Annotated in this window: 17 protein-coding genes; 6 read left to right on the forward strand and 11 right to left on the reverse strand. The window is 49.7% G+C overall.

Annotation, left to right across the window (positions count from 1 at the left end):
- Nucleotides 1–21: 21 nt before the first annotated feature.
- Entirely contained in the window at nucleotides 22–303 is a 282-nt protein-coding gene (locus QU595_RS09310; RefSeq protein WP_315921148.1) for a hypothetical protein, read from the reverse strand.
- A gap of 91 nt (nucleotides 304–394) precedes the next feature.
- Nucleotides 395–784, reverse strand: coding sequence for a hypothetical protein (locus QU595_RS09315; protein WP_315921150.1), 390 nt, complete (start codon nucleotides 782–784; stop codon nucleotides 395–397).
- 316 nt (nucleotides 785–1,100) lie between these two features.
- Between QU595_RS09315 and QU595_RS09320 the strand changes: the two genes are divergently transcribed.
- Nucleotides 1,101–1,901 carry a hypothetical protein gene (locus QU595_RS09320; protein WP_315921152.1) on the forward strand — a complete coding sequence of 267 codons (801 nt, stop codon included), beginning with the start codon at nucleotides 1,101–1,103 and terminating at the stop codon, nucleotides 1,899–1,901.
- Between the two features lie 42 nt (nucleotides 1,902–1,943).
- Here the strand turns inward: QU595_RS09320 and QU595_RS09325 are convergent, their stop codons facing one another.
- Complete coding sequence (locus QU595_RS09325) at nucleotides 1,944–2,642, reverse strand: HD domain-containing protein (protein WP_315921154.1); 699 nt, start codon at nucleotides 2,640–2,642, stop codon at nucleotides 1,944–1,946.
- 107 nt (nucleotides 2,643–2,749) lie between these two features.
- Here QU595_RS09325 and QU595_RS09330 point away from each other — a divergent pair, with 107 nt between their 5' ends.
- Nucleotides 2,750–4,270 (forward strand): hypothetical protein, encoded by a 1,521-nt coding sequence (locus QU595_RS09330; RefSeq protein WP_315921156.1) that lies wholly within the window; start codon nucleotides 2,750–2,752, stop codon nucleotides 4,268–4,270.
- Nucleotides 4,271–4,444: 174 nt separating this feature from the next.
- On the opposite strand, the gene QU595_RS09335 is transcribed toward QU595_RS09330, so the two are convergent.
- The 3 genes from QU595_RS09335 to QU595_RS09345 all read right to left on the reverse strand — a co-directional run bounded on the left by QU595_RS09335 (nucleotide 4,445) and on the right by QU595_RS09345 (nucleotide 6,214).
- The gene (locus QU595_RS09335) at nucleotides 4,445–4,852 is read right to left on the reverse strand and encodes a uracil-DNA glycosylase family protein (RefSeq protein ID WP_315921158.1); all 408 of its coding nucleotides are present in this window, start codon (nucleotides 4,850–4,852) and stop codon (nucleotides 4,445–4,447) included.
- 54 nt (nucleotides 4,853–4,906) lie between these two features.
- Nucleotides 4,907–5,533 (reverse strand): hypothetical protein, encoded by a 627-nt coding sequence (locus QU595_RS09340; RefSeq protein WP_315921160.1) that lies wholly within the window; start codon nucleotides 5,531–5,533, stop codon nucleotides 4,907–4,909.
- 480 nt (nucleotides 5,534–6,013) lie between these two features.
- On the reverse strand, nucleotides 6,014–6,214 hold the full coding sequence (locus QU595_RS09345) for a hypothetical protein (RefSeq protein WP_315921162.1): 201 nt from the start codon (nucleotides 6,212–6,214) through the stop codon (nucleotides 6,014–6,016).
- A 121-nt stretch (nucleotides 6,215–6,335) separates the two neighbouring features.
- Here QU595_RS09345 and QU595_RS09350 point away from each other — a divergent pair, with 121 nt between their 5' ends.
- Nucleotides 6,336–6,920, forward strand: coding sequence for a hypothetical protein (locus QU595_RS09350; protein ID WP_315921164.1), 585 nt, complete (start codon nucleotides 6,336–6,338; stop codon nucleotides 6,918–6,920).
- A gap of 2 nt (nucleotides 6,921–6,922) precedes the next feature.
- Nucleotides 6,923–7,294 carry a hypothetical protein gene (locus QU595_RS09355; protein ID WP_315921166.1) on the forward strand — a complete coding sequence of 124 codons (372 nt, stop codon included), beginning with the start codon at nucleotides 6,923–6,925 and terminating at the stop codon, nucleotides 7,292–7,294.
- A gap of 54 nt (nucleotides 7,295–7,348) precedes the next feature.
- On the opposite strand, the gene QU595_RS09360 is transcribed toward QU595_RS09355, so the two are convergent.
- Entirely contained in the window at nucleotides 7,349–8,848 is a 1,500-nt protein-coding gene (locus tag QU595_RS09360; protein ID WP_315921168.1) for a hypothetical protein, read from the reverse strand.
- Nucleotides 8,849–9,043: 195 nt separating this feature from the next.
- The gene (locus tag QU595_RS09365) at nucleotides 9,044–9,580 is read right to left on the reverse strand and encodes a dihydrofolate reductase family protein (protein ID WP_315921170.1); all 537 of its coding nucleotides are present in this window, start codon (nucleotides 9,578–9,580) and stop codon (nucleotides 9,044–9,046) included.
- A 411-nt stretch (nucleotides 9,581–9,991) separates the two neighbouring features.
- On the opposite strand from QU595_RS09365, the gene QU595_RS09370 reads away from it, so the two are divergent.
- Both QU595_RS09370 and QU595_RS09375 read left to right on the forward strand, forming a co-directional pair.
- Nucleotides 9,992–10,816 (forward strand): metallophosphoesterase, encoded by an 825-nt coding sequence (locus tag QU595_RS09370; RefSeq protein ID WP_315921172.1) that lies wholly within the window; start codon nucleotides 9,992–9,994, stop codon nucleotides 10,814–10,816.
- Between the two features lie 139 nt (nucleotides 10,817–10,955).
- Nucleotides 10,956–11,567 (forward strand): hypothetical protein, encoded by a 612-nt coding sequence (locus QU595_RS09375; protein ID WP_315921174.1) that lies wholly within the window; start codon nucleotides 10,956–10,958, stop codon nucleotides 11,565–11,567.
- Between the two features lie 21 nt (nucleotides 11,568–11,588).
- On the opposite strand, the gene QU595_RS09380 is transcribed toward QU595_RS09375, so the two are convergent.
- The 3 genes from QU595_RS09380 to QU595_RS09390 are packed head-to-tail and all read right to left on the reverse strand — an operon-like array spanning nucleotide 11,589 to nucleotide 12,568.
- The gene (locus tag QU595_RS09380) at nucleotides 11,589–12,023 is read right to left on the reverse strand and encodes a hypothetical protein (protein WP_315921176.1); all 435 of its coding nucleotides are present in this window, start codon (nucleotides 12,021–12,023) and stop codon (nucleotides 11,589–11,591) included.
- Nucleotides 12,024–12,027: 4 nt separating this feature from the next.
- The gene (locus tag QU595_RS09385) at nucleotides 12,028–12,234 is read right to left on the reverse strand and encodes a hypothetical protein (protein WP_315921178.1); all 207 of its coding nucleotides are present in this window, start codon (nucleotides 12,232–12,234) and stop codon (nucleotides 12,028–12,030) included.
- A gap of 10 nt (nucleotides 12,235–12,244) precedes the next feature.
- The gene (locus QU595_RS09390) at nucleotides 12,245–12,568 is read right to left on the reverse strand and encodes a hypothetical protein (RefSeq protein WP_315921180.1); all 324 of its coding nucleotides are present in this window, start codon (nucleotides 12,566–12,568) and stop codon (nucleotides 12,245–12,247) included.
- Nucleotides 12,569–12,573: the final 5 nt, after the last annotated feature.

A 12,573-nucleotide genomic window follows, 5' to 3' on the forward strand; every position in this document is an offset into this window, starting at 1 on the left:
TGTTTTTAATAGGCACGTTTGTCAACGATCTTTGGTCGTATCCAGCAGGTGGAAACTGGGAATCCGCTTTGATTTCGTGAGGCACCGTCCTGTGATGCCGCGAGCGATAAAAATCGTTCCGAGAATTCCAAGCGGAACCGAGATTGGACTGGAGAGCTTAAACCCGACTTTGAATAAATCCGGCAGCTTGTCCGCTTGGAGGCCCCTGCCCTGCATATCGCTGACGAGATCAAAAACAAAACCACATGCCAGAGATGGCGTTGCGATCAAAAATATGCCAATAAGGATATAGATTCCCCTCACTTTAGCCTCCCACAGCCTGTTCTGTAGAATTCGATGAGAACAAGCTTAAGTTGACGAGAGCAGTGCTGGGAAGTGAAAAATCCGCCGACGATCACAATTTGGGAGTTGTGGCCTCGACATCTTGCTCCTCAGTTCCGGCCAGACCCATTAAGGCAACGTGAGTGCCATCCCGGCCGCCAGTGCGCTGGACGACATTGGCAACCGTGTCTATATTCCATCCCTCTCCTAGCGGATGAGGGCGTGCTTCGTTCTGAAGCTTCAGGAATTCTTGTGCATCTTCAATAGTATCAAAGGTTTTTGCATCGTCGACGAAGGGGGTGGCGAGCGCGAATTCCTTGCCGAACGCAATGCGAGTTTTCTCTGACAGGTACACAACAACCTTTTGGCCACTATTGTCGTTCGGAACGCCGTTCCAATGGTAGATGACTACCTTGCCGTTCAGCTTTTCGTAGATTTCGTCATTGAGGTCGGTCCAACTCATTTTTGCGCTCCGGATATTCTAATCGGTGTGGAGATAGTTTCATGTCAGCTGGCAAACGGCAACTGACTGGTTGAAATACTGATTGATGTTGTGATTGTGATGACATATCGATTGAAAGGTGGCGATTTGGGGCATTTTTGTGTGCGTTTCCGAGTTTAATTTGTTCATCTTCATGTTTTGTTTTCGACATCAGATGAATTAGAAAGATATTTTTAGTGCCCTCGCGGGCTTGATTTCGGTGCGAGTTTGATTAAATTCGCTTCGTGGAATCAAACAGGGCAGACGGCCCCTGGTAAACGCAACCCTACAGAGACATATGATCAGGTTTAGCAACAAAAGCGTCGTGGTCGAGGTTAAACATCCTCGCCGTGTGAACAAGGCTGGTAGCTCAATTTGGGGAGATATCGACTTGGACAAACATTCCAAAAACGTCTCTCACGTCCTTTCTGGTGCCCCGAATGAGCAAGAAAACATTCTGCGCGTTAAACCTGCGCCAGAGGTGCAGGCGCGGCAGCATGTTGCCCGCATTCTCGAAGATCGGCAGCAAGTCGCGCAATTGGAGGCTGAAATGAAAGCCAAGATTGAAACGAGTTTGGTCGCGGCGTCGCAGGAGGAGGTTTCAGCCTCCGTTTCCGCGCAGATGCCCAAGATCGAAGCAGTTGGGGAGCAGGTCGATGAAGCGGTGGAAGCTATCGCTCCTGTAGCGGTGTCGGAGCCGGAAGCTCTGCCAGACCCAATTCCAGAACCGGAAATTGAACCAGTCTCCGTACAGGCGGCTGATCAGCAAGAGATCGCCTTTGATGCGCCCGTAGAGGCCGTGAGTGTCATCGAAGATGAGGAAGACGAAGCCGAGGAAGTCGAGCAGTCACTGTCCTCAGATGACATCACTGCCGCTGCCATGGCTGATGATCAAGATGTCGATTCGGTTGATGACGACGACGCGGTTGATGACGTCCTCGATGAACGGCCTCGGCAAGTTCATCCTGCTGTCGAGAGTGCCAGACGTGCACGTTTCAAGAAGATTCCCGGCGTGCGCTATATCCGGCGTAACGGAGAGCTTCAGGTGGCTCGCAGCGATAAGTGGAAGACAAGGGTACTGAAAACCGCTCGCCTCTAGCGTATCAGCTGGCGGGACAATCTGTCTCGCCAGCGTCGCCCCTTAGAGCTTGATAGCAGCTGGTTCTGTTACCTCTGCCTGCTCTTGAAGCTGTTTCATCATCTGCAGATTGAAGTTGATGTGCTGCGCCTGAATAAGGATCAGGCTCTTTACGTTCTCGTATGCCAGACGTTGCTCGGTGAAGGTACGACGAGCTTCCTTGAGCATCGGTAGCACAAGGCTGATTGCCTCCTGCAGATAGGCCTTCTGCTTCTCAAGGGTCCATCCTGCAGCCTTCATGGTCAGGATGTTGTGGGCACGATCCAGGCCCTTTGCCATCGAAGCAATCGGATCAGTCGCCAGTTTCTCGTAGTACCTGCGATTGCGCAGTTCCTTTTCGTGCTCTGGAATTTTTTCTCCAGGAGTCTTCTTGGTCAGAAGGCGCACAGCCTGCGCTACGTCTTGGCCAAACATCTCCTCGATCTGCTCAATTTTGACGTGGTAGTCCTCGCAGACGTCATGAAGGAAGATCGCGGCCAGTGTTTCTTCCTTGAACATCAGACCAGGTAGGATCGACATCGCATAATTGGCGATGAACATCTGGTGTGAGAATTCAGGGCTGACACCGTCCTTGCGGGTGCCCTTGTGGTGCTTCTGGGCAAACTCAAAGGCTTTGAGCGCCAGATGGTAGCCTTTGCCGTCGAGCCAGCTCCGCATGGTCGAAATCTGCTTTTTATATTCGGTCTGCGGTACGTCGATCATCGTTGGCTCCTTCTTCACTTACGGTAATATATATCAATGTTGGCTTGATGGCGACAAATGTACACTTAAAATATAAAAATTCTAATATGCATTTAGCGGAGGCACTTATGCGGGAAATCATACGAGGAATAGTAACGGAAATTGAACTGAGGATGGTGGATTTGCAAGCCAGTGATTTAGTTATTTTGTCGCTGGTTGTCCCTATATGTTTTATGTCTCTGGTCCTAGTTCTATGGGTTGTGCAAGAATGGGCTTTAAAGGGAAAGGATTGGCCAAATAGTATAAAATTTGCCATTAGAGACGCCTCGCGAATTGTGGGAACCATCTTGATATCGGCTACATTGGTCATATCAGGAATGTTTTACATGGTCGAAAAAGAGGGGGCAAAAGAAGATAAATATACGGAAGTCACATCAGAGGACGCCTTCAAAGACTTGACGTCATTGGAACTGCCTTTGGGGGAGGGAAATTTGTCAAAAATATTTGATGAAGATGTAATTGTAGGCCTACTTGAAAGCATAGTTAAGGAAGATGAGATAGAATCCCTTAAGGAAGCTGCGGATTATTTTGATAAAAAATGCAGTGACGGGGAAAGCTGGTCAAAAAAATGTACGGCGACTACTTTGAAATTCATGAAACTAATGGACAGGGTGCTTGAACATGTTAACAGAACTGTGCGGTACAGTGTTAGAGATGTCTCAGAGATAACTTCCCTTGTCACCCTTGTTGCCGTCGAGACTGTGTCGAAAATCCCAGACAATCAGCTTAAAGTTATAGAAAAGGAGTTGAATGAAGAATTTGACGGAATAATAAGCAAGTACAAACTAAGCGACAATTCCGTGAATAAATATATTGACAGCGATATCAAGTTAATATTTTCTAAATCAGTTGACAATTATTTTTATAAAAAGAAAATCCACGACAGCGCTTATTCAAGATACGCTATTGTTGTTCCAGTAGATGACACTAATCTTATGCGTGACTATGTTTCCTATCTAGTGAAGGGGTCTTCAAATAATGTGATGGCTTGCTATCGTGCACTCAATTCCATGGCCTTAGCAAGGAAGCGATTAGGTAAAAATCGTTATAGTCTCTCTGAGCTTGAGGTGGGGAATGGCAAAAGCGTTGGTGCCCAAGTTGGCAATTCTGGGGTGATTGGAATAACTGGGGCAAGCAGTCAAAAAACTGAAAAGACAAAAGTCGAACTCTACAGTAGGGAGCATTTACTAGAAGAATTGAAGAGCATTCATTTCGGGTTTCGAATGGAAACTATTGATAGTTTAGTGATGTGGGGAGTACCCCTGTCTAGGTTGGTCTCACTACAACGAATTAAGGTATCTGAGAATTTTGGGGAGGTTCAAAGTCTTCTTGCGAGAGCTATAGTTTTAGACGCCGTATTTTCAGATTGTGATAGTCAGCTAACCGAAATAGCTAGCTTTAACAACGAGACTATGAATGATTTCAAGTTTGATTTGTTTATGGCTAGAATAGTTGCAAAGGGGAGATTTTTAAAAAATGCAGTTAGCTCTCTGAAGCTTGAAGATATTGAAAAGATGAATACTTACTCAGATTTACGGCAATTAAAGATCCCACGGAGGTCAATTTATAAAATAACACCTGATCTATGATTATGGTTTTAAGATATTGCACAATGAGGAGCCTATATGGCTCCTTGTTAATTTTTGAGCCTCATTTGGTGGTAGTGACTTTTTAAGTTATATGCTTGGCTCTCTCGCACGGTGCCAAGTTTCCGCGTTCCGAACTCGTTGGCTGCGCCTGAAGTCGAGGGGAGTGCCCATATTTCAGTCACCCCGATGGTCTCTGCCTGCGCTCCGAAATCGACTGCGCGGCCAAGAAAATGTCGAGCTGCGGCCACCCCGTTGAAGTGCAAGGATCGCGGGCTGTGCCTCTTCAATCGTCCTCTGTAGACGCTGATTATCGTAACATCCTGCAGGTAACTGGTTGTCCATTCCGAAGTGATTTTTCGCGAGATCGGTAAGCCCGATATCGTACTCGTCCAGTCGTCTCCATTCCTCAGGATCGAGCTGGCGATCTCCTGGCAGGCCGATCTCTTGCATGATCTTCCAGAAACGGTTCCCACGGCCCGCATAATAGGCGTTACGCTCGGCCGACGCCGTGCCAGCAGCAGAGCCACAAATGACGAGCTTCAGGTCTGGTCGGATGAGGTCGGTCAGGATGTCATTTGCCATTTTGTGCTCCAGCATTGTGTGCGCCCGTAGTGCAGGTTGGTCGAGCCTCGATCCTTAAGGGCACGGCGACAATTCTGGCTCATCAATGCGCACAATCTTGCGCAGGCGGTTGAAATCCTCCTTCGATGTGATCTTCCTCATGTAATCAGGATCGAGGCTGTGTTCATGGACGACGATCATCGCCCCGAGGTCGGTTAGCGACTGTTGCCAGGTGAGCGTTCGGTGATTGTTGATCCAGTTGTCGTAGACCGACTGGTCGTCGAGCTTCGTTAGGCCTTTCAGCGGGAAGTCGAGGGTGGCGAGATCCGGCCGCAGGTCAAAGTCCTCTTCCAGCTCGGCTGTGTAGGCCATCAAGAGCACGGGAGTGGCATCGGGGTCGCGTTCTGCGACGGTGTCTTCTGCATAAGCTGACGCAGTGTAGACGTCGCCCCAGAAACTTCCGGTGTCGTTGAGGCTGCCTTCCGAGATCGCATGGGTGATGTCAGTCGGCTCCATGCCGTCCTCTAGGATGTTCAGAGCGCGTCTGGACGACGTTCCGTGAAAGACAACGGCATGCGCCAGATCATTGTCTTCGACCCACTTGGCGATGGTCTTAACGAGATCAATCCATTCCGCTTTCTTGTTCGCATCCTTGATTGAATAACCGATAATTTCTCGCTGATTTGGTTCAGTTTTAGTCATGAAAATCCTTCCGCATTCGCGGTTATGCTTGTGACAAATGTGCGATAGAGTTGATCTTCTTATATCTCACAGGGAGGCTGTCGGCGGAAGTAATGATTTTTGGGTAGCTGGCTGCTGTATGAGAGGGCATTCAACAAGCTAAGTTGCTGATACAGCTAGATTTGTCATTCAAAATCCAAAAGATGGGAGTGTGAATGACAAATCCTTACATTTCAGTGGATTAGCCCGGGGGCTTCTGTGCTTCAGTCCTTGATCGCTACGCAGCGGAGCTGGGTCGATCCGGCTTCAAATCGACGTCTATCGCCCATACGCATGTTCTTGTGACGTGGACATCCGCCAGCTTTATGTGGTTTGCACATAAGACATCCGGCGCGAGCTGCCTTCGGGCGTTTTCTTTTGTGATGCATAATTACCTCCGATCATACGCGTGCGCCCCGATGGCGCACGCGTATGATCGGAGTGTCGCGGTCGATACTCATACTAAGCATTCTCCTCGATAAACCGCTTGGCGCTGGCTTCGTCGGGATGATACGTGGGATTCTTGCCAGGAACTTTAGCGGCGAAACGGTCTTCTGGCGGGAGATAAGAATGCTCTTCGTACCCGCCTAGATAACCGAGTTTGGAGTCTTTGAATTCCATAATCACTCGAATATCGCTTTTATCAGTCCATTCACGGCTCATGGTGAACTCCTTTTCGAGGCGACAATAAATCTCCATCTCTCGAAAATCAATGATTATTGCATAATTATTATTGTTTTTGATCTCAATAAGCCGTATTGAGTTCTCAAAGAAGGATTTATGCATGTCTGAAGAGAACGGTTATACTCTGCCAGAGTGTAAGGAAGTGAAACTTCCCCGCAACATTCGCCACTGGGCAAGGTCACGTGGATTGGTCGTCTCTTACGCTGAGGGCGACAGCATTTATTTGCGCTCCGAGCGCAAGGAATTCACCAACGGAATTGTAGATCGCTCGCGTCATTTTCGCATTCTTGGCCACATCAACTATTTCCAGATTTGCGATGGCGATTTTGATCGGTGGGCGAATTCTGTCGGTAGGACGCTTCCCGTTCCGATGACCCGTGCTGAATTTGATGCCACCCTTGACGAACTCGTCGCGACTGCCGAACTCCGTGACTTGTCAGAGGATCGGATCAATGAAGATGCCGACCGCCAGATCAGCTGGGCATTGAATGCGATTGAGGCGCTGGAGGATCGCTATGGCGGTGTTGTAGCGTGGGCCAATACCTATGGCCGCCATGGCAAATGGGTTCGTCGTTGGGTTAATCGGTATCAGAGCGGTGTGGCCACGGAACGCGGCAAAATTCGCCAGGCCAATCGACATCGCAAGGCTAAGCTGGATGAACTCGCTGCCCAAATGGGGGCGTAAAAATGAAGGCTGGAGACATCTATCTTTACAGCAACAAGGGCAAGGCCTATCCCACATCGGGTCGGCCTGTCGGTTGTGCGCTGGTCGTTGACGGCATCAAAGAGGACGACGCAGGCAATCGTCTCTGGGTCTCAGTTCGTAACGCCCATAACCTGTCGACTTATCGCGTCTATCCTGATCAGCTCGAACCAGTTCCTGACGGCGAGCAGCTCAACGACGTCCTGGTCAATCAGTTCATGAACGCGATTGGTGAAGGCGGCCGCGATCACTTCGCCAGCGTCCTCAAGGTCTATCAGGAGCTGGTCGAAAAAGGTCGTATTCCCGAAATCGACGAGAGCCGCATCGTGAGAGCGGCTCCTGCTCCTAAGCCGTAAGCGCATACTGAGGTGGTTCGAGGCCAAATCAATTCCATCTGGCCTCGTTTTCCGTCAACGGCGAAGATCGACTATCTTCCCTTTGTGCGTGACGATCATTTCGAGGTCGTAGGTTCGATAACCCTGCATTTCCCACGTGCCCTCTTCCATCGAGAGTGAATCGTAAAGCATTTCGCGAATGTATTCTTCCATATCGCCAACCTCCACGCTCAAACGAGCGGACATTCCAGGCAGTAGGATTGATGGCCAGTGTGAACGGACGTCTATCGTGCTCATGCAGATAGCCGCTATCGCCGCAATGGCAGCATTCCTGTCGAGGGCGTGGATGAATGGCACGGAGGTCACGTGCTGAAGCGCAGGTAGGTTTGCGCAATGTTCAATTTCGAAGATGCCGCAAGGCTGTATTGTCTTGGTTTTGTCTTTGGTACGCCCGATCAGAACAATGTCTCTGATATGGTGTGGACCGCTTGTTCTGAGATTGAAGTTCAGGCCCTTTATAACCTCGTTGAGACCCTCGATCATATCAGCAAGTTCTAACAACTTTGGATCGTTAGCTGTAAACACCTTCCTGAAGTACATAGTTGCTGGAAGGTCGCCGTCGTCTTCAAGGAAACAAAAGGTTTCGAGGTCACCATTCGACAAGGAGACCCATTTTTGTTTGTTGCCAATTTCGCTATCCATCCATGTGGAAATCCTATGGGGAAGGTTCAGGTGTGCTTTTCGACCTTTGAAAAGGCGCACATCATCAGAGACAGGCGTGCGGCCAAATTTTGTGACGTAGCTGGGGGCAAGGATTCTAGGGAAGTTCGCGCTGAAGAGTTTTGCCAGTTCATAGATGTTAACCTCCTCTAAAAGGGAGGCGACCTTCGTAGGCGAGGCTTGTGCAAAGGCCTCTGTAAACTCGTCTATGAAGTCCTGATCGATAGTCATTGTCCCAAGTATCGTCGAATTCAAAGTACGGCCGAGGAACGAAATGATAGAAGGTAACCAGATTGGATGTTTGTGATTGTTCCTCATTTCGTTGAGGAGGTCATATATCCAGGGCTTCCCCTCGTTGTATTCGAGGAACGCGTGATTTTCTGCCCAGTGAATGCTGCCGACTTCTTCGTAACAGGCGTATTGAAATCCCTTGTAAGCGTCTGTTCTCTTGAAAGCCTCTTGTTTGGGTATCCAGTGGGAGAGAGGTGCTAAATGGCTGTCATTGTGCATCAACACCCAGTCGTACTCGCCCTCTGTTCTTCTGACTGACGTAGGGGCGATGTCTGAGATGATGTCACGGGCAACGCTCAACGGGACGCCCGCCTCGACCAGGCGCTCTACGTATTTTACATGGCGCGCTTTGGCCTCATGCGCGGGGATCACGTCATCCCACGCTGATGCAGGCTTTGATGTGCAGGTCTTCTTGAGTTCGTGTCTGTTGGAGTAGCCGAATACACGAGCGGCCATTTCTTGGGCTTGGCTCAGTTTGGTTTGAATGCCACGTGCATCCAATGCCTTCTTCAGGGTCTTGGAGACCTTCAGGAAATGGGTTGTGCCGTCCATATAGATGATCATTGACTTTCCTCGGCGCACTCACCTGTCCACTCGATGCCGCCAAAGAGAGTTCAATGGGATGGCATACATAAAGGTCGTCAATCCGGTGTCGACAGACTATGCCATTGTGGACGGCGTGGCTCCGGAAGCCAGGAACTTACCTAACATGGCAATTTGTGTTCCTCAAGGACCTGATGCGGAGTCAGCAGACCGCTCCTAAACCCTGATCGCGTACTTGGATTGAACGAGGCCAGACGCAAACGATCTGGTATTGAGGTGCTTCAGCGGAATGGAGCTGTCGAGAAATCCAAATAGCGGCAGTCCTTCACCCAGTAGGATCGGAATGCGCGAGATGATCATGTCTTCGATCAGGCCTACCTGTAGAAACGACTGGATGACCTTGCCGCCGTCGATATAGGCTCGCTTCCAGCCATCATCTCCGACCACCTTCAAGGCTTCGGCCGGATTGGCGATCAGAAAGCGGACTTTGCCCTTCTGATTGGCTGGCAGATCTTCATTCTTCAGCGATGACGTCAGGACGATGGTCGGCTTTTCGAATGGCCAGTCGCCGAAGGTGCTGACGACGTCATAGGTGCCGCGTCCCATGATAATGCCGTCGATGGTCGAGAAGAAATCGTTGTAGCCGTGATCTTCGGTTTCTCCTCCAGGTAACGACAGCCAGTCGATGTTTCCATCCTTGCAGGCGATATAGCCGTCTAGGCTTGCAGCGATGAAGACATGGGCTGTAGTCATTCGGAATCTCCAAAAGCGAAAGGCGGTCCTCGTAAGGCCGCCTCTCTGATGTGTGTCATACGATAAGCGAAATAATTCGTTCTCGTAAGCGCATGAATAATTGTCGATATTATTGAGGACTTAGTCAATGTCCAATTGACGTGCCCATATATCGGCATCATATTTATTCTATGGGATGAGAGGCGGTTGAGTGCGAAGGCACAAGAGCTACCCCAGCTACCAGATTTCTGGTTCGTCAGTGGCGAGTAAAGCGACTACACCGTGCGTTCCACTAGATGGGACAGAAGTAGCCTCTGCGGGGGCTATTTTCTTTTCTGGACATTCATCATTTTCTGAATAAATCCATTTTATGCTCTTGTGATTTCATCCTCATTCGGATACTGAATAGGCCAGAAGGATGTTTAATTACAAATGAGGTTTTGGATTTTTTCGGATCTGCATCTTGAGGTGCAGAAGATCAGCTTGCCGTCAGTCGCACCTGCGGGTGTCGATGCTATTTTATGTGCAGGCGATTTATGCCAGTCGTATCAGATTTCCTATTGGGCTGAGAAGATCATTTCGAAATACAATCTGCCTCTGGTCCTCGTCCCAGGCAATCACGAATTCTTTGAAGGTCAGTCGGCGAATGCTCGCATTATGCGCCATAAGCGCAATGCCATGCAGCAGTTGGCTCAAGCCAGCACCCGTTGGCCTCAGCGCCTGACCGTAATCGATGACAGTACGACCCTGATCGGCGACGTCCAGATCATTGGCGGGACGCTATGGACTGACTTCAAATTGGATGCCGTATCTGAGCGCGATGTCGCTTGGCGCATGAATGACGCCATCTCCATGGCACCGGACTTCTCCAATATCTATACGTCCCCCGCAAAGAAGCTTACCCCGCAGTCTGCTCTCAAGATGCATCGCAAGACGCGGGCGTTCATTCGTGAACAGCTCGAACAGGCATCCGGCCGCAAGACGCTGGTGCTTTCTCATCACCTGCCTCATCCTGACTGCACGCCGGAAGCCTACGCAGGCAACAAAACGAACTTCCTTTATGCAAGCAGCGCCGAGGCGTTTGGAGACATCTTTGCTTCAGATAGTGCGCCAGCGCTCTGGGTTTGCGGTCATACACATCAGAAAATTGACGTCACAGTCGGCCGGACACGGATCGTCGGAAACCCGAAAGGCTATCAGGTGGATAGCCATGAGAAGGAGAATGGGTTCCGATGGGACTTCGTAATAGAAATCTAGAATTTGGGCGATGGCACTGCGTGGGCACATTCTGGGCCTCACATGACGTAGCGTAAACATGGCATATGTAACACCTGTCTTGACTGGTGGGTGTTAGATGGTATGTAGCATATGTACCACCTAAACAAGGATGACATCCATGCCAGCAGATGACTCGAAGAAGCCGCGTCTTGCGTTGCTCGCCTACGTGCCGCAGAACTTTCGCGACCTTTTTGAAACACAGTTTGGACAAGCCCTTTGGGATTTCATGCGGAGGGAAGACAACCTTATCCGGATGGAAACAGCTAACATTCTTGAACGTCCTGCAGTTGAGCCGCTAGCTCCCTTCCTGGTCTTGGAATTCGGAGATCAGATCAAAGATGAGCGCTGCAAGCAGATGGTGGGTCACATGGCGAGACAGGTCATGGAGGCGCTTGGCTATAAGCTTGATCGGAAATCTATGCGGATCACCCGCCCCAACTTGTTTACAACAGGCACAACATACATTCCCGCTGGGGCAAGTCGCACCATGAAAGTCACGAAAGAGCAAAGGGAAGCATGGGCTAAAAACACGAAAAACAGCCCGTTCAATCAGTGGCTCGATGCTCAGGTGAAAAACGGTGACGGTTCGCTCAATCTTGATGCGCTTTACCGAGTGGCTCAAAAATATGGCATCGACAAGCGATACGATAATCTGAATCCCGGTCAGCAACGCATGAACATTGGTGTTCAGCTGCGTAAGATTGTGCCTCCAACCGAGTACGGAGGTTGAAGCGCAGCAGGCGATGAATTTTTAAGGAATTGGCGTTGCTATAGGAGCACGCCAATTCCTTTTCATGACAGGCGCATCGCCGTCCTTATATCCAGTCTCCTCAAATCCAAAACGATCATACCATTCAATGAGTTGGTAGTTGTTCATAACCTTCTCGTTTAATGCTTCCAAGCGGTCAGCTTCGTCATCGGAATAATCACCGAGTCCGACATCGTAGAAGAGCGCGAATGGTGTCAGTACGATGTTGACTTCGCATTCGTCAGCCAGTTTCAGGAACGCGTGCATTGCCCTAGTCGCGTGCCCTTTGCCTCGTTCGACGTGAGACCAGAGTTGCGCAAGCTCGATTTCATTTTCTCTATGGCCTGCTCCAAATAGCTTTATCTCGACGAGGCCTGATTTCACCTCGTCGATCTCATTCACGGCATTTTTGAAGGCCTCGTACTCATCCCTGGTCATCGGATCATCTGCCAGATCTGAAGTGGTTGCCACTGACAGGTTCGGTGCCGATATATCCATCGGCAAGTTTGTATTTCAGAATGGCTTCCGCAGCGTCGTTCATGCATTCATATTCATGAGCATCGATGCGCTCGGCCCACCAGCCACCCTCCCCGTCGAAGAATTCGCGGTTGTTTTCGTCGCCTCTATAAACGTAGTGGGCATTTGCCACGATTGTCCTCCTAAAGCCTTGGCCTCGGTTTTGTGAATTCTTCGACCATTGTTTCTGGCCACCATTTTGGTGGAAAATCTGGATGATCTCGGTCGGAAAATAGACTGAACAGTCCAGCGCCGTTCAGCATCCCGTGTTCGCCGATCTTCAATCTGCTCTGGAAGCCCTTGATGACGTCGAACATCTTTCCTTCCGACATTACCGATGTCTTGAAACGATTTTTTATAAGCGAGACGATGACGCGAGCCTCGCCAAAATTCGCAACGAAGCTGTCATCCTCCAGCTTTTCAAAGTCATGCTGTATCAGCCAGTTCTCGATTTCTGACCGCTGCATTGCGT

The sequence above is a fragment of the Mesorhizobium sp. SP-1A genome (genome assembly GCF_032460275.1).
In the GTDB taxonomy this organism is placed as follows: Bacteria; Pseudomonadota; Alphaproteobacteria; order Rhizobiales; family Rhizobiaceae; genus Mesorhizobium.